The organism is Gracilibacillus sp. JCM 18860, assembly GCF_055395245.1.
The window spans coordinates 3,942,637-3,959,181 of record NZ_AP043868.1; the positions used below are offsets into that span (position 1 = coordinate 3,942,637).

The following is a 16,545-nucleotide window of genomic DNA, read 5'->3' on the forward strand; positions in this document are numbered from 1 at the left end:
CAAGCGAAAGTTTGAGTTTCCATTTATAAGAATATGTGATAATATAAGTATAACAACGTTGTTATTTTGTTAGCTAGAAGAAGGGGAGGAATTACATGGAGCAATTTTTCGTGATTTTTAAAGACATCATTCTCCCTGTTTTTATCCTAATGACGATAGGCTTTTATTTGCATTTGAAATTCAAATTAGATCTTTCCACATTGGCGAAGCTTAACATTTATTTTCTTGTACCTGGATTTATATTTGTGAAGCTGTATAGTGCAACATTTGGATTAGCATTGTTTATCAAGGTTCTCTTGTTTTTTATCCTGCTCGTTGTATTACTAAACTTTGTTGCTCTCATTGTAGCTAAGGTGATGAATATAACAAGTGGAAAGAAGACGACATTTGCTAATAGTGTTATGTTCTTTAATTCTGGTAACTACGGAGTACCTGTTAATGATCTTGTTTTTCGTAGTGATCCATTCGCGATGTCGATCCAAGTGATTATGCTGACATTACAAAATATCTTTCTTTTTTCCTATGGGATCTTTTCGTTAAGGGCAGCAAAAGAAGGAAAATTAAAAGCAGCACTTGGTTATTTTAAAATGCCCGTCCTTTATGCAATGCTTTCAGGTGTACTATTAAATGCATGGAATGTAGCTATTCCCGAACCGATCTGGGTATCTGCCAATTACATAGCAGATGCTATGATTGCAATCGCTTTACTTACGTTAGGGGCACAGGTAGCCAAGATGGAATTTAAAAAAGGATTAATCTCTGTCTATGTTAGTGTTTTTATTAGATTAATAGGTGGACCTATCGTTGCTCTTATGATTATCACTGTATTCCGCTTAGAAGGAGTGATGGCACAAGCATTATTTATTGCATCCGCAATGCCTACATCTGTTAATAGTGCTGTGATTGCAGAGGAATACAAAAGTCATCCAGATTTTGCCGCACAGACGGTTTTATTCTCAACGGTTGCCAGTATGCTTACTGTTACAGTGATTATATACCTTTCTCGTGTTCTATTTTAAAATTGATAAGGAGTGATTAGGTTGAGTATATTACATGAGCTTGTACAAGATATTCCGATTCCTAAAATGGTCAAGGTAAAACAGTCCTTTGATGATAAAAAGATTGATAACCTGAGCAATGTCTTATTAGAACAATTTGATCAAAAACAATTAGCACAACAGGTCAAGCCAGGAATGGAAATTGCGGTTGCAGTAGGTAGTCGTGGTTTAGATCGTCTAGTAGAAATGACCAAAACTACGATCGACTTTTTAAAAAAGCATGGCGCAAAGCCATTTATCGTTCCATGCATGGGGAGTCATGGCGGCGCTACCGGACCTGGGCAAAAAGCGGTTTTAGAGCATTTAGGTGTAAAAGAAGAAATAGTAGGTGCTGAGATTCGTTCCTCCATGGAAGTGATCAAAATTGATGAACTAGAAAATGGTCTACCAATCTATGTCGATAAAATCGCTTCAGAAGCTGATGGTATTGTCGTCATTAATCGAGTGAAACCGCATACGGCATTTCGTGGTCCTGTTGAAAGTGGAATTATGAAAATGATCAGTATAGGGCTCGGCAAACAAAAGGGTGCAGAGGCTTGTCACCAATTAGGCTTTAAGCATATGGCTGAGCATGTGCCAGCTATGGCTAAAATTATTATCGATAAAATGCCGATCCTATTTGCAGTGGCCACAGTCGAAAATGCATTTGATAAGGTAGCAAAACTAGAGGTTTTATTACCTGAAGAAATCGAAGAAAAGGAACCAGATTTACAGAGGCTTGCTAAGGCGTCCTTACCAAAGCTTTTCTTCGATCAAATCGATGTGTTAGTCATTGATGAAATCGGTAAGAACATTAGTGGGGATGGCATGGACCCAAATATTACAGGGCGTTATCCGACTCCTTATGCTTATGGCGGGCCAGAGGTGACCAAAATGGTTGTGCTAGATTTAACGAAACAGACAGAAGGAAATGCCAATGGGGTTGGTACAGCAGACTTCACCACCCAAAAGCTTGTCGATAAGATGGATCGGGAAACTACCTATGCTAATGGCCTAACATCAACAGTAGTTGGTCCAACTCATATCTCAACGGCCATGCCATCTGATAAAACTGCTATCCAAGCAGCGATCAAAACATGTAATATTCTGAATTTTACAAAAGCCAGGGTAGTTCGAATTAAGAATACGCTGGAGATTGGTGAAATTGAAGTATCAGAAAATATGCTATCAGATGTGGAAGCACATGAGAACCTAGAAAAAATAACGGATCTTTATGAATTAGCTTTTGATAAAGACGGAAATTTCTTATAAAGGAGTAGGAGCATGAGTAGATTATTCGATTTAACAGGGAAAGTTGCTGTAGCACTTGGGGGAAATAGTACACTAGGTAGCTCGATTGCCGAAGGGCTGGCTGAGCATGGAGCAAAGCTCGCAATAGTCGGTCGAAATAGGGAGACTTCAGAGGAGGTCGCCCAAAAAATAAATGCTAATGGTGGGGAGGCAAAGGCCTTTCAAGCGGATGTAAGTGATTTAGCAACCGTAGAAAATGTTGCCACAGAAATTGAGGCATGGGCAGGTGGCTGGGACATTCTCCTCAACGCACCTGGTATGAATAGTACAACACCATTTCTAGATCTAGCAACAGAAGAATGGGATAAGATTATGGATGTCAATTTAAGAGGAGTCGTATTTGCAACTCAAATTTTTGCTAAAAAAATGATGGAACAAAAACGTGGGGGTAGTATTATTAATATTTCTTCTGTATCCTCCACTACACCATTATCCAAAGTGTTTACTTATTCTGCTTCGAAGGCTGCGATGAATAGTGTGACACAATTTTTAGCACGCGAATTTGCACCACACGATATTCGAGTGAATGCTATTATTCCTGGGTTCTTTCCAGCAGAACAAAACCGTAAAATATTAAGTGAAGAAAGAGTTCAATCCATTATGAACCATACCCCGATGAATCGTTTTGGCGAACCTGAAGAGCTTCAAGGAGCTGCTGTATATTTAGCATCTGATAAAGCAAGTGGATTTGTGACAGGGACCTTTTTACGAGTGGATGGTGGATTTGGCAGTATGACTATTTAATTTTTGGGGAGGAGAGATAGTATGGAAATCGAATCAAAATACCAAGCGTTGACATCTATTCTCCAAGAAATGAAAAGAGTAGTAGTCGCATTTTCAGGAGGTGTGGACAGTACCTTTTTATTAAAGACTGCTGTCGATACACTTGGTGTGGACAATGTCTTAGCAGTTACTGCGGATTCAGAGACATATCCAACTAGTGAACTAGAAGAAGCAAAAAGTCTTGCAGCTTTAATAGGAGCTAATCATCAAATTATCCAAACAAGTGAATTGGCGATACCAGGCTATACAGAAAATGATAAAAATAGATGTTATTTTTGCAAAAATAGCTTATTTGATCATCTAGTTCCTATTATGCAACAAAAAAAATACCAAAATATAATTTATGGTGTGATTGCAGATGATGTAAGTGAGTATCGTCCAGGAATGCGTGCAGCGAAGGAACAAGGGGTTCGCGGTCCCTTACAAGAGGCCAATCTTTTTAAGGAAGAAATTCGTCAGCTATCAAAGGAAATGGGGCTACCAACGTGGGATAAGCCATCGTTTGCTTGTCTTTCATCGAGAATCGCTTATGGAGAAAAAATCACCCAGGCGAAATTAACGAAGGTGGATAAATCAGAAGCCTTTTTAAAAACACTCGGTTTGCGACAGGTTCGTGTTCGTACACATAATGATATCGCTCGGATTGAGGTTGAACCCCAAGATATGCAAAAACTACTAGCAAATCATCAGCGTGTTACGGAAAAACTGCAAAGCTATGGTTATAAATTTGTAACAATGGACCTAGTAGGTTATAAAAGTGGTAGTATGAATACCACCTTATCCCATGTTAATCGTTCATAATAGAAATTGGGGAAAGCTTTGGAAGTATGTCCAAAGCTTTTGGTTTCACTAAAAATAACGGAGGAGAGTCTTATGCAGGAAGTTGTCATTGGTTTAGATATAGGTACAACTAGTGTTAAAGCCATTGCTTTTGATCTAGAAGGGAAGGTATTGGCGGAGTCGGAACAGTTTATTGAAACAATTTACCCGGAAATAGCTTATGTGGAGCAAAACCCTGATCAAATAGAAAAAAGCACCAAAAATGTTCTAGCAGAAATCTTCTCCTTAACCAAAAAGAATCGTGTTATAACGATTGGGATCTCTTGTGCTATGCATTCCTTGATTTGTGTCGATGAAAAAGGAATGGCACTGTCCAATATGCTGATCTGGTCAGATGGCCGCAGCAGTGAGCTTGTGCAAAGAATGGATCCAGCGACGAAGAAGCGTGTATACACAAAAACAGGAACACCTATCCATCCTATGTCACCATTACTGAAGTTAATGTGGATGAAGGAAACGGATTACTCCCCATACAAACAAGCAAGTTATTTTATGTCCATGAAAGAATACATTCTTTTCAAATGGTTTGGCAAAAGAATAACGGATTATTCGATGGCATCTGCAACCGGATTAATGAATATACAATCATTAGATTGGGACGAAGAAGCGCTAAAAATTGCCGGAGTAGAACGTGACCAGTTATCAGAAATTGTTCCTCCTACTGAAATAATTAGTAGTATAAAGGAAAGTATTGCACAGGAATTAGACTGGCCAATAGATGTAAAGCTTGTGATTGGGGCTGCTGATGGTCAATTAGCCAACCTTGGAAATGGTGCAATAAAACCTGGGGAGGTTGCGATTTCTGTTGGAACAAGTGGAGCTATTCGTCAGCTTATTTCAGGTCAGCATGTAAATGACAATCAAGAAACCTTTAGCTATGCTTTTACAGAGAATACGTCTATTATCGGTGGACCAACAAATAATGGTGGAATTGCCCTTCAATGGTTAAAAGATATGCTAGAATATAAAGGAACCCATGAAGAATTTTTAAAAGATGCGGACAATATCGGCATTGGTGCCGATGGACTATTATTTATTCCATATATAAATGGGGAGCGTGCACCAGTCTGGAATCAAAATGCGCGTGGTAACTTTTTTGGGCTTAGTGTAACACATAAAAGGCCACACCTAGTGAGAGCAGTTTTAGAAGGTATTGTCTTTAATCTATATCAAATTAGTCAATCATTAGAAGAAATTGCAGGATCACCAACTAGCATCTCTGTAAATGGTGGGCTTTCCAAGTCTCCATTGTGGGTGCAAATTCTAGCAGATGTCTTTGGAAAAGAAATTCAGCTAGCAGATACTCATCATGGTGCAGCATGGGGAGCAGGGTGGACAGCGCTTGTTGCTATTGGAAAAGTAGATTCGTTTGAAGCGATTAAACAAAACATCCCCATTAACCAAGTTGTACAGCCGAATAAGAGTAATCATCAGCAATATCAGAAGGTCTTTATCCGTTATCAGCTGTTAGCAAAGGATATACAAAAATACTTCGAATAAAAATAGGTTGTGAAATAATGTTAGAGGATATTTTAAAACAGGTAGAAAAAGGCTTATTAACAGCAGAAGAAGCAAAGAAAAGGCTCGCTACCTTTGAAAATTTAGGCTTTGCCAAAGTAGACCATCATCGAACAAAGCGCCAAGGATTTCCTGAAGTGATTTTTGGGGAAGGAAAAGAGCCTGCACATATTATCGATATTTCCCGGGCAATGATGGCGAAAAATGAGAATATATTAGTTACTAGAGTCGAATTAGAAAAAGCACAGATTATTTTGGAGCATTTACCGAATTTTAGCTATGATCCAACAGCTCGGATATTGTTGATGAAAAATCATGAGGAAAGTGTTCATTATCAGGGATATATCTCGATAGTCTGTGCAGGAACATCCGATCTTCCCGTTGCAGAAGAGGCTGCTAAAACAGCTGAAGCATATGGAGTAGAAGTAAGACGCTTCTATGATGTTGGTGTCGCTGGTATTCATCGATTACTTGCACATATTGATGAGATAAGGAAGGCAACTGTTACGGTTGTAATAGCAGGCATGGAAGGAGCTCTACCTAGTGTTGTAGGTGGACTTGTTTCCCATCCAGTTATAGCAGTTCCAACTAGTATTGGATATGGGGCAAGCTTTAATGGGCTTTCCGCTCTCTTAACGATGCTAAATTCTTGTGCATCAGGAATAAGTGTTGTCAACATTGATAATGGATTTGGCGGAGCTTATAATGCGGTGATGATTCATCGGATAGCGAATCAAAATAACATTTAGATTCATCATAATGACAGATAGAGTGGGGATTATATGAGAAGCTTTCGTTTCATTTCAATTTTTTTAGTGATCATTTGTATGCTAGCAGCTTGCAGTCAAAAAGAAACGGCCCAGTCTAAGGAGGAACAACATAATCCAGAGACTTTAACATTAGCCATTGGCGGAGAACCTGAGGCAGGATTTGATCCAACAACTGGCTGGGGACGATATGGATCACCATTGTTCCAAAGCACGCTCTTAAAGCGAGATCAAGACCTTGAAATCACAACAGACCTAGCTAAAGATTATCAAGTATCAGGGGATGGCCTGCATTGGACGGTGCAGTTAAGAGAGGATGTCGTATTCTCTGATGGAGAAGAGCTTACAGCAGAGGATGTATCCTTTACATATGAAACAGCAATGCAGGCACAATCTGTGGTTGACTTGAGCAATCTAAAGAAGATTGAAGTAAAAAGCGAAGATGAAGTCGTTTTTCATCTAGAAAAACCTCAATCTACTTTTATCACAACATTACTAACACTCGGGATTGTCCCAAAGCATGCATATGGGAATGACTATGCTGAAAACCCTATCGGTACAGGACCTTACCAAATGGTGGAATGGCGCAAAGGCGAACAACTTATTGTTGAAAAAAATCCAAACTATTATGGGGAAGAACCAGAGTTTAAGAGGCTAACCTTTTTATTTATAGAAGAAGATCAAGCGCTTGCTGCAGCAAAAACAGGTATAGTTGATGTATTATCCGTCCCTGCAACTTTAGCTGAACAAAATATATCAGGAATGAACCGCCTTTCCTTTAAAAGTGTGGATAATCGAGGTGTGATGCTACCTATACCAGAGCCGTATGAGAACGAGGCAGGCGAAAGAGTAGGAAACGAGGTGACGAGTGATCTCTATATTCGTCAAGCGATGAACTATGCAGTCGATCGACAAGCAATCGTTGACGGTGTTTTAAATGGAGAAGGAACAAAATCCTTTTCCAGTGTGGATGGACTGCCTTGGGGTAATGAGGATGCAGTAGTGGAGTATGATGTAGAAAAAGCAAAACAGCTCATGCAAGAAGGTGGCTGGAAAAAGGGTACAGACGGAATCTATCAGAAAGACGAAATAAAAGCATCATTTACCTTATACTATCCAACAGGTGATCAACTCAGACAGTCTCTTTCATTAGTATTTGCAGAAATGATGAACGAATTCGGTATCGAGGTTAAGACCGAAGGAAAGAGCTGGAATGATTTAGAAAAGGTGATGCATGCCAATCCAGTTATGATGGGCTGGGGAAGTCATGATCCTGTTGAATTGTATTATTTATTTAGCTCAAAAATGCAAGGAGTCGAATATTATAATAGCAATTATTATGCTAATCAAACGATTGATCAATATTTTCAAAAAGCGATTCAGGAAACCTCCCAAGAAAAGGCTAATGAATATTGGAAAAAAATACAATGGGATGGAAAAACGGGGGTAAGTGCTAAAGGTGATGCACCATGGGTATGGCTCGTCAATATTCATCACATCTATTATGTGAAGGAAGGATTGGATATTGGAGATCAAAAGGTACAACCGCATGGACACGGCTGGCCAATCACAGATTTTATTACAGAATGGAAATGGAAGAATTGACTAGAAATCTATCAATTTTTGTCGTAAAAAAAATAATTAGATTACTATTGCTACTTCTAGCTGTTAGTTTTATCACCTATCTACTCATTCGTCTATCGCCTATCGATCCAGTCCAAACATATATTGGGGCAGATATGATGAAGGTTAGTCCAGAACAAAGAGCTGCTATTGAGGAATACTGGGGATTAAATGAATCGTTTATTAGCCAATATGTGCATTGGTTAGCTAGCGTGATAACTGGAGATTTTGGGACATCTTTCATTTATCGTACTCCTGTCCTTGATGTGATTGCTGACCGTTTTATTTCCTCTATCCTACTCCTGGCAGTTGCTTGGCTTTTGTCAGGGGTGATAGGATTATTGCTAGGGGCTGTTGCGGCTATGAAGCAAGGAAGTAAAACGGATCACTTCATAAGGGGTTATTGTTATTTACTTCTCTCAACTCCTAGTTTCTGGCTCGGGCTACTATTGCTGATGATCTTTTCCGTATGGCTTGACTGGTTCCCGATTGGGCTAAGTGCCCCAGTTGGTATAACGACAAGTGAAATAACTATAATGGATAGACTCTATCATGCTATATTACCAGCGATCACCTTAAGTATTATCGGTATTGCAAATGTTTGCTTACATACAAGGGAAAAAATGATCGATGTGTTAAAGCAACCTTACATACTTCAAGCACGAGCAAATGGCCTTAGTGGACTAGCTTTGTTCAAGCGACATGGTTTACGCAATATGATCCTACCAGCGATTTCAGTCCATTTTGCTTCATTTGGCGAGCTGTTTGGGGGAGCTGTGTTACTAGAGCAGGTTTTTAGTTATCCAGGTTTAGGGAAAGCGATCGTGGATGCTGGATTAAATGGGGATGTTCCATTATTGCTAGGAATAGTTGTGATAAGTGCTTGTTTTGTCTTTTTAGGGAATTTTTTGGCGGATATGTTTTATTCTCTGGTTGACCCTAGAATTCATCGCGAAAAGGGGGAAGCTGGATTATGACTAGGAAATTTTGGGTACCTGCTATCATATTACTCCTATTTTTCCTTTTCCCTTTTTTGATCTCGGGGGAGAGGTTGTCGATTCATTTAATGGAGAAAAACCAAGCGCCAAGTTTTTCCCATTTGTTTGGAACTGACTGGCTTGGGCGTGATATGTTTTTTCGTACATGGAAGGCATTACAATTAAGTATTGGCATAGGGCTTTTAACGGCAATACTGTCAACAATTTGTAGTTTTTTTATGAGTACTCTCGCCATGCTTAATCAACCAATGGATCGAATAATTAGCTGGTTAGTAGACTTGTTTTTGAGTCTACCACATCTCGTTACATTGCTTCTCATCTCCTTTACACTTGGTGGGGGGATGAAAGGAGTAGTGATAGGGTTAGTTCTTACCCATTGGCCGAGCCTTACAAGGATCCTTCGCGCGGAAATGTTACAGCTTCAGCAAACCACCTATGTTCAAATGTCAAAAAAACTAGGAAAAGGCTTCTGGTGGAGAGCATGGCATCATTTTGTTCCACATATATTACCTCAAATGCTTGTAGGAATTACGGTGATTTTTCCTCATGCGATATTGCACGAAGCTTCTATTACGTTTCTTGGATTTGGACTATCAGCAGAACAACCAGCTATTGGCATTATCCTTTCAGAATCGATGCAATACTTATCCTCTGGGATGTGGTGGCTCGCCTTTTTCCCTGGATTCGTATTATTAATAGTTATCGTGTTGTTTCAATTAACAGCTAAAGGTTTAAGAAATTCACTGGAAAAGGATTATAGCTATGGACAAATTACTAGAAATTAGGCAATTATCGATATTACACAAACCATCTAGTACAAGCTTATTACACCCTCTTCATTTGACGATACATAAGGGGGAGTCGATTGCACTAGTAGGTGCAAGCGGATCTGGAAAAAGCTTGATCGCTCAAAGTATTTTTCGTTTACTACCAGAAAACCTGAAGCAAAACGGAGAAATTTTTCTAGATGGTCTAGCGATTACCGACCAAACGGTTAGAAAAATGAGAGGGAATAAAATGATGTTGATCCCTCAATCGATTGATGCTTTGGATCCATTAATGAAGATAGGGAAACAACTAACCACATTAATGAATAAAGAAAAAAATGCTCAAAAGCTGGATACAATATTAGAATATTTAAATCTGAACCATACCGTATTAAATCGATACCCATTTGAAATATCTGGTGGTCAAAGAAGGAGAGTGCTAATAGCCATAGCTCTAATAAAAAGTGCTCCTCTATTGGTGGCAGATGAGCCAACACCAGGATTAGATGTAGACGCTCGTGAGGATATGCTAAGCTTGTTACAATCCTTAAAAACGAAAAATAATGGCATGCTAATCATTACACATGACTTCGATGCTGCATTGAAGATCGCCGATAAAATAGCGATTTTACGTGAGGGACAAATGGTTGAAATAGCTCCAATTCATGCCTTCTGTGGTAAAGGAGAGAAACTAAATCATTCCTATTCACGTCAATTATGGAATGCATTACCTGAAAATAGTTTTTGGGGGTATTCTCATGATTAGAACGAAGAATGTCTCCTATCAAACAAAAGCTGGAACACGGATACTTGATCATACAAATTGGGAATGGAAGTATGGCCAAAAGATTGGTTTAATGGGGAAAAGCGGTGCAGGAAAAACAACCCTTGCAAAAATTTTAGCTGGTTTTCTTCTACCATCTAGTGGTGAAGTGATTCCTCCAAAGGAAAGGGATGGAGTAGCTTCCATCCAATTAATTTGGCAACATCCAGAGCAAGCCGTTAATCCGAAGTGGCGTGTGAGAAAAATATTAGAGGAAGCAGGAGAGATCAATCAAGGATTACTCCAGCAGTTTAACATTCCAAGCGAATGGCTACAAAGATTTCCACAACAATTATCGGGTGGAGAGCTCCAACGAATATGTATTGTGCGATGTTTAATGGTTAATCCTTCCTATATTATCGCGGATGAAATGACATCCATGCTTGACCCGGTTTCACAAGCAGAAATTTGGAAACAATTCATGCATATTGTGGAAGCGAACAATACAGGATTGCTCGTTATTAGTCATGAAAGAAAGCTTCTCGAACGAATAACAGATCACATTCTAGATATAGAGGAATTACAAGGTTAATAGAAATAAAGTAGGATATTTTCAAATAATTTGAAACTATTTTTGTGTTTTATTCGTAAATAACTATTAATTGGTGGAATCAACTACCATTTTACCTTGATTATTTTCTATATCTAGCTATAATGAAAATAGCTATATTGTAAAACAAGATAGCGGGGAAGTTGTGTAGGAGGGAGTACTTTAATGAGAAATGAACCAAAAGAACGTATTGCGCTAGATGCGATGAAAGCATGGAAAATAACAGCACACCTTGTTACAGTGATTGCCATATTATTTGCCATTGCAGCACTTGTAATAGCTTATTATGTTGAGTTTATTCCTTATTGGATTGGAATCATATTGCTTGTTGCTTCGATTATTTTGTGGGTTGTTTCGGCATGGATTATTCCGAAATTGAGATGGAGAAGATGGCGTTATGAAATCTTTGATCAAGAGATTTATATTCAACATGGTATTTTAATTGTAACTAGAACGATAGTTCCAATGATTCGTGTTCAGCATGTGGATACAAAGCAAGGCCCCATTTTAAAGAAATATGGGTTGTCTACCTTGCAAATTTCGACAGCTGCTACGACACATGAAATTCCGGCACTTCTTGAAGAAGAAGCGTCTGATCTGAGAGATCAAATTTCTGAATTAGCAAGGGTGGAACAAGATGATGTCTAATCCGAAGCGTCTTCATCCTGCTGCCATGATCTTTTCTGTTATTCATTCCATCAAAACATCTATTTTTAGTTTGTTACCTATTGTCATTTTGGCAATTGGGGAAGCGAAATGGATTTATGTTGTCATTGCAGCAGGCGCACTTGTAACTTTCATTATTATTTCTAGTATTTTGTCTTGGTTGCGCTATACTTATCAATTAGAAGAAGATCAAATTAGAATCGAACAAGGTGTCCTAATAAGAAAAAAACGTACGATATCCAAGCATCGAATCCAATCGATTGATTTATCACAAAATATTATTCATCGTATATTTGGACTAACGAAGGTGCAAATCGAGACAGCTGGTAATGATCATAAGATCGATGCAACACTTCATGCCGTAACAATGGATGAAGGGAAAATGGTTCACGACCAGTTGAAGTATAATCAGGTACCGAAGGACATAGAGGTAGACACGAACGAACACCCAGAGGATGAAAAAAAGCATCCATCTCGAAAAATAACGCCAAAGGCACTGATTATTGCAGGCTCTACATCTGGTAGCTTTGGAGTGATTTTAGGGTTAATAGGTTTAGGATTTTCAGAGATTGAAAGCATTATTCCAGATCGTTATTATAATCATGCGACAGACTGGGTGTTCTCACAAGCGATCCAAATATTGATTTTGTTAGCTATTGTGGCATTGATTATTTTATGGTTACTGGGAATTTTAGTAACATTGATCCAATACTGGGATTTTACGATTACTCGCTATGAAAAAGAACTGTTTATAACAAGAGGACTTCTCGAAAAGAAACAATCAACCATCCCATTAAAAAGAATTCAAGCAGTGGGTGTAGTTGAAACGATCATTCATCAACCACTTGGCCTTGCAAAAATATATGTAGATATAGCAAGTGGAGAGATGGGTTCAGACTCAGAGATGCATACTGTGTTATTTCCACTTATAAGAAAAAGTGAAGTGCAGAACTTTTTACGAGAGCTCTTACCAGAATATGAGTACAATATCGATCAATGGATTTCTTTACCTAAGCGTGCATTACCGTATTATTTATTCCGTTTGGCTATCCTTCCACTCATTGTAACGGTTGTCTTTTATTTTACTTTAACGGACTGGGCTTATATTCCATTGATTGTGACGATATTGGCATGTTTGCTTGCCTATTTTCAATATAAAACAATTGGTTACGAGATTAAGGGAGAGCACTTATTTATTCGAAATCGAGACCTAAGTAAGGATACGATCATAGTCAAACATAGAAGATTACAAGCAATGAAGAAAAAACAACATTTTATTCAAAAAAAGCAAAACCTTGCATCACTAGATACAGCCATTCTAAACAAATTTTTAGGTAGGCATTTTATTGTCCGAGATCTAGAACAAGAAGATGTCGACAAAATATCAGATTGGTATTCTTACCAAAAAAATCGCTCTAACCTCTAGAGCGATTTTTTTCATGTTAAGGATGACAGTAATATTCCTTTATGTAGCTTGTAAAATATAATGAGGAGTATTTAAATATTGACTGTTTTTTAGATTAAGAGTAACATGTTTCGTGCGAGAAACATTTTGTGATTTAGGCATATATTAGGATTAGTTGACTACATTTTATGTTGAAAGGGTGTTTAGCTGTCATGGGTGAAGTGGATGGTTTTATGTTTGCGTTTGGTCTAACATTATTTGCTGGTTTGGCAACAGGTGTTGGTAGTTTATTAGCTTTTTTCACATCTAATACGAATACCAAATTTTTGTCGTGGGCGTTAGGATTTTCAGCAGGTGTCATGATTTATGTTTCCATGATAGAAATCTTCTTTAAAGCACAGGATGCCTTGATTAATGCTAGTGGTGATATAATGGGCCATTGGCTAACCGTTATCGGTTTTTTCGGTGGAATGGTTCTTATTGCGTTAATTGATAAATTTATTCCTTCCCATGGAAATCCTCATAATATTAAAAAAGTAGAGGAGATGGATAAAAAAAGTTCGGCTAATGGGGATGGAGCCTTATTAAAAATGGGGACTTTCACAGCTTTAGCCATTGCCATTCATAACTTTCCAGAGGGAATTGCCACATTTACTGCAGCTTTACAAGACCCGGGCTTGGGGATAGCGATCGCTATCGCCATTGCGATTCATAATATACCAGAAGGGATCGCTGTCGCTGTACCGATCTATTTTTCAACAGGTGATAGGAAGAAAGCTTTTAAATTATCTTTTTTATCAGGACTTGCAGAACCAATCGGAGCAATAGTGGCATTTCTATTCCTTATGCCATTCTTAAATGATATGATGTTTGGTTTAATATTCGCTGGTGTTGCTGGGATAATGGTGTTTATTTCGTTAGATGAATTACTTCCTGCTGCCAAAAAATATGATGAAGCTCATAAATCCATTTATGGTTTAATCTCAGGGATGGCCGTTATGGCATTAAGCCTATTATTATTTATATAAGAAATAAACGGGGAGTTTTCCCCGTTTATCGCACTAACCATCGGATTATTTTCTAATCATTTTAACAATGAATACGATTAATGCTATGACCAGTAGTATATGAATGAGACCACCAGCAAATTCAAAGAGAAAACCAAGTAGCCACACAAGTAATAGAATACCAATAATTGTCCAAATCATGGTGTTCACTCCTTTGGTTTATTTGTTAACAATATGTTACCCTACATCAGGTGATTTAAACTTTTTCTAAAAAAATATTGCAATCTAATAGACGGATTGCTATAATAATAAGCGTGGTTTTGTTAAGAAAACGTAAAAATTTGTTGAAATTAACGTAAATCTTGTAGTTTTTGTAAATAATGCGGGTGTAGTTTAGTGGTAAAACCTCAGCCTTCCAAGCTGATGTCGAGGGTTCGATTCCCTTCACCCGCTCCATACATAGGTGTGAACGTAGTGTTTCGTTTTAAATGAAGCATTACGTTTTTTATTTTATACGTTAGGAAAAGATAAAATTTCTACACAGTAGAGTTTCGACGTAGCTGAAATTTTAAGGTACCAAGTATAAGCAAAACTAGGCATTCGCCAAAGGACGAGCGAATGCGAGTTTTTCTCTAATAGGAAACTCTTATTCAAATAGCCGTATCATTTGCTCTAATTGTCTTGATGAATGTATCCTTAGAAAGAAAGTATCATAAAGGAGTTTCGGAATTTATGAAACAATTACAATCATTACTTCATCATATCGATGGGAAAGGCTATAAAGCATATAAATCGATACAAGGAAAATATGAATTTTCGAAATACCAGCTATCGATAGACTATGTACAGGGAGATCCATTTGCCTCACCATCTAAGATTCGCATCATTGTACCCAATCATATCCGTAGTATAAAACAACAGTGGAAAGAGTATAAACAACGCAAAGTATATACCGAGGATTGTATTGCGCGAGCTGTTGGTGAAGCTATAAATAAAGAAAGTAATCAATCAAGAGGTTCAGGTAAAAGTGGACTTATTTACATTGATCAACCTGGACAAGAAATATTAGAGAGAACCGCTGTTCAATTGAACCAAAATAGCACCATCATATGTCTATCGCTTGGTCTTCCAGCAAACGGAAGAAGAATTAATGGGAGAGAGGCAAAAAAGTTGTTTTTGACCATTCTTCCTTCCATTATCAATAACTCGATCCTAGCGATAAAGGATGAAAAAATAGAAGCAAGTGTACAATTGGCAGACCAACACAAGGTTATTCGTGAGAAAATGAAGGAAAATGGTTGGATTGCTTTTGTTGCAGATGGAGCAGTTTTGCCACGTGCAAGCGGGATTAGTAATAAACCTCTAAAAAAAGCTGTAACCTTCCAGAGTCCTGAAGAGAACCGTGTAGAAATTGAAGTGCCTCACCGAGTAGAACCACTCACTGGGATGGCTTTAAGAAAAGGAATTAATTTAATTGTTGGTGGCGGATATCACGGGAAAAGTACACTACTCGAAGCATTAGAGAGAGGGGTATATCATCATATGAAAGGAGATGGCAGAGAATATGTCTTAACAGACCCTGATGCCGTCAAGATTAGAGCAGAAGATGGTAGACAAGTCAATTCCGTTAATATTTCCATGTTTATCAATGACCTGCCTCAAGGACAAGACACGAAGCAATTTACTACAGAAAATGCAAGTGGGAGCACCTCACAAGCAACGAACGTTGTCGAAGCAATGGAGATAGGAGCAAGCACGCTATTGATTGATGAAGATACTAGTGCAACGAATTTTATGATAAGAGATAGACGAATGAAGGCATTAGTTCATACAAAAAAGGAACCTATTACCCCGTTTATTGATCGAATTCAACAGCTTCGAGATGATTTAAGCGTATCGACTATAATGGTAATGGGAGGTTCAGGCGATTATTTTGATGTGGCAGATGAAGTGATTATGATGGATCAATATTTGCCATACAATGTTACGAAACAAGCCCATGATATTGCAAAAGATTATCCGATAGAAAGACAAAAAGAGAGCGAAGTGCTTAGCACGCAATCGAATCAACGAGCTTTTCTTTCCAAAAGCTTGCAGGTGAAGAAAGGAAAGAAAAAGAAGATACAGGCAAAAGTGCGACAAAACATACTAGTCGGAAATGGAACCATTGTTTTGGATCATGTCGAACAGCTAGTGGATCCATCCCAAACCAGAGCGATTGCGGAAATCATTCGTCATGCGGAAGAACAGGATATGATGACGCAGGAATTAACGCTATCTCACTTTTTATATTTAATAGAAAAAATGATAGAGAAGGAAGGATTACAAGCTTTTGCTCCATATAAAAACCAACACCCTGGTGACTTAGCGAGACCAAGACGCTTTGAATTGGCAGCAGCATTCAATCGAATGCGTGGCGTGAAGGTCGTCAATAAATAGAGGAGGTGAGT

The 16,545-nt window shown here is 38.3% G+C and carries 16 protein-coding genes and 1 tRNA gene; 16 read left to right on the top strand and 1 reads right to left on the bottom strand.

The features are described 5' to 3' along the window. Positions 1-95: 95 nt before the first annotated feature. The 14 genes from ACZ5R4_RS19270 (at position 96) to zupT (ending at position 14,116) form a co-directional block, all read left to right on the top strand. The gene (locus tag ACZ5R4_RS19270) at positions 96-1,019 is read left to right on the top strand and encodes an AEC family transporter (RefSeq protein ID WP_464367840.1); all 924 of its coding nucleotides are present in this window, start codon (positions 96-98) and stop codon (positions 1,017-1,019) included. A gap of 21 nt (positions 1,020-1,040) precedes the next feature. Further along, positions 1,041-2,309: a nickel pincer cofactor-dependent isomerase, group 22 gene (locus ACZ5R4_RS19275; RefSeq protein WP_109983718.1), complete on the top strand. Its 1,269-nt coding sequence runs from the start codon at positions 1,041-1,043 to the stop codon at positions 2,307-2,309. Positions 2,310-2,321: 12 nt separating this feature from the next. Next, on the top strand, positions 2,322-3,092 hold the full coding sequence (locus ACZ5R4_RS19280; RefSeq protein WP_464367841.1) for a glucose 1-dehydrogenase: 771 nt from the start codon (positions 2,322-2,324) through the stop codon (positions 3,090-3,092). Positions 3,093-3,113: 21 nt separating this feature from the next. Then, positions 3,114-3,932: an ATP-dependent sacrificial sulfur transferase LarE gene (larE, locus tag ACZ5R4_RS19285; RefSeq protein WP_464367842.1), complete on the top strand. Its 819-nt coding sequence runs from the start codon at positions 3,114-3,116 to the stop codon at positions 3,930-3,932. 72 nt (positions 3,933-4,004) lie between these two features. Next, on the top strand, positions 4,005-5,471 hold the full coding sequence (locus ACZ5R4_RS19290; protein WP_464367843.1) for a gluconokinase: 1,467 nt from the start codon (positions 4,005-4,007) through the stop codon (positions 5,469-5,471). 17 nt (positions 5,472-5,488) lie between these two features. Then, positions 5,489-6,238, top strand: coding sequence for a nickel pincer cofactor biosynthesis protein LarB (larB, locus tag ACZ5R4_RS19295; RefSeq protein WP_054787180.1), 750 nt, complete (start codon positions 5,489-5,491; stop codon positions 6,236-6,238). Between the two features lie 66 nt (positions 6,239-6,304). Continuing rightward, complete coding sequence (locus ACZ5R4_RS19300; protein ID WP_464367844.1) at positions 6,305-7,861, top strand: ABC transporter substrate-binding protein; 1,557 nt, start codon at positions 6,305-6,307, stop codon at positions 7,859-7,861. Further along, the gene (locus tag ACZ5R4_RS19305; protein ID WP_464368518.1) at positions 7,849-8,856 is read left to right on the top strand and encodes an ABC transporter permease; all 1,008 of its coding nucleotides are present in this window, start codon (positions 7,849-7,851) and stop codon (positions 8,854-8,856) included. The genes ACZ5R4_RS19300 and ACZ5R4_RS19305 overlap by 13 nt, the downstream gene beginning before the upstream one ends. Continuing rightward, positions 8,853-9,662, top strand: coding sequence for an ABC transporter permease (locus ACZ5R4_RS19310; protein ID WP_277679198.1), 810 nt, complete (start codon positions 8,853-8,855; stop codon positions 9,660-9,662). Before ACZ5R4_RS19305 ends, ACZ5R4_RS19310 begins: the two co-directional genes overlap by 4 nt. Next, positions 9,640-10,410, top strand: coding sequence for an ATP-binding cassette domain-containing protein (locus tag ACZ5R4_RS19315; RefSeq protein ID WP_464367845.1), 771 nt, complete (start codon positions 9,640-9,642; stop codon positions 10,408-10,410). Before ACZ5R4_RS19310 ends, ACZ5R4_RS19315 begins: the two co-directional genes overlap by 23 nt. Beyond that, the gene (locus tag ACZ5R4_RS19320) at positions 10,403-10,999 is read left to right on the top strand and encodes an ABC transporter ATP-binding protein (protein ID WP_277679200.1); all 597 of its coding nucleotides are present in this window, start codon (positions 10,403-10,405) and stop codon (positions 10,997-10,999) included. The genes ACZ5R4_RS19315 and ACZ5R4_RS19320 overlap by 8 nt, the downstream gene beginning before the upstream one ends. Before the next feature lie 183 nt (positions 11,000-11,182). After that, on the top strand, positions 11,183-11,665 hold the full coding sequence (locus ACZ5R4_RS19325) for a PH domain-containing protein (RefSeq protein WP_054859749.1): 483 nt from the start codon (positions 11,183-11,185) through the stop codon (positions 11,663-11,665). Continuing rightward, positions 11,658-13,109 (top strand): PH domain-containing protein, encoded by a 1,452-nt coding sequence (locus tag ACZ5R4_RS19330; RefSeq protein ID WP_464367846.1) that lies wholly within the window; start codon positions 11,658-11,660, stop codon positions 13,107-13,109. Before ACZ5R4_RS19325 ends, ACZ5R4_RS19330 begins: the two co-directional genes overlap by 8 nt. A gap of 191 nt (positions 13,110-13,300) precedes the next feature. Next, positions 13,301-14,116 carry a zinc transporter ZupT gene (gene zupT, locus ACZ5R4_RS19335; RefSeq protein ID WP_464367847.1) on the top strand — a complete coding sequence of 272 codons (816 nt, stop codon included), beginning with the start codon at positions 13,301-13,303 and terminating at the stop codon, positions 14,114-14,116. A 45-nt stretch (positions 14,117-14,161) separates the two neighbouring features. Here the strand turns inward: zupT and ACZ5R4_RS19340 are convergent, their stop codons facing one another. Continuing rightward, entirely contained in the window at positions 14,162-14,296 is a 135-nt protein-coding gene (locus tag ACZ5R4_RS19340; RefSeq protein ID WP_109983709.1) for a lmo0937 family membrane protein, read from the bottom strand. A gap of 181 nt (positions 14,297-14,477) precedes the next feature. Here ACZ5R4_RS19340 and ACZ5R4_RS19345 point away from each other — a divergent pair. Continuing rightward, positions 14,478-14,551: transfer RNA gene (locus ACZ5R4_RS19345), tRNA-Gly, on the top strand. 276 nt (positions 14,552-14,827) lie between these two features. Next, positions 14,828-16,534 (top strand): P-loop domain-containing protein, encoded by a 1,707-nt coding sequence (locus tag ACZ5R4_RS19350; RefSeq protein ID WP_054859751.1) that lies wholly within the window; start codon positions 14,828-14,830, stop codon positions 16,532-16,534. Positions 16,535-16,545 lie beyond the last annotated feature (11 nt).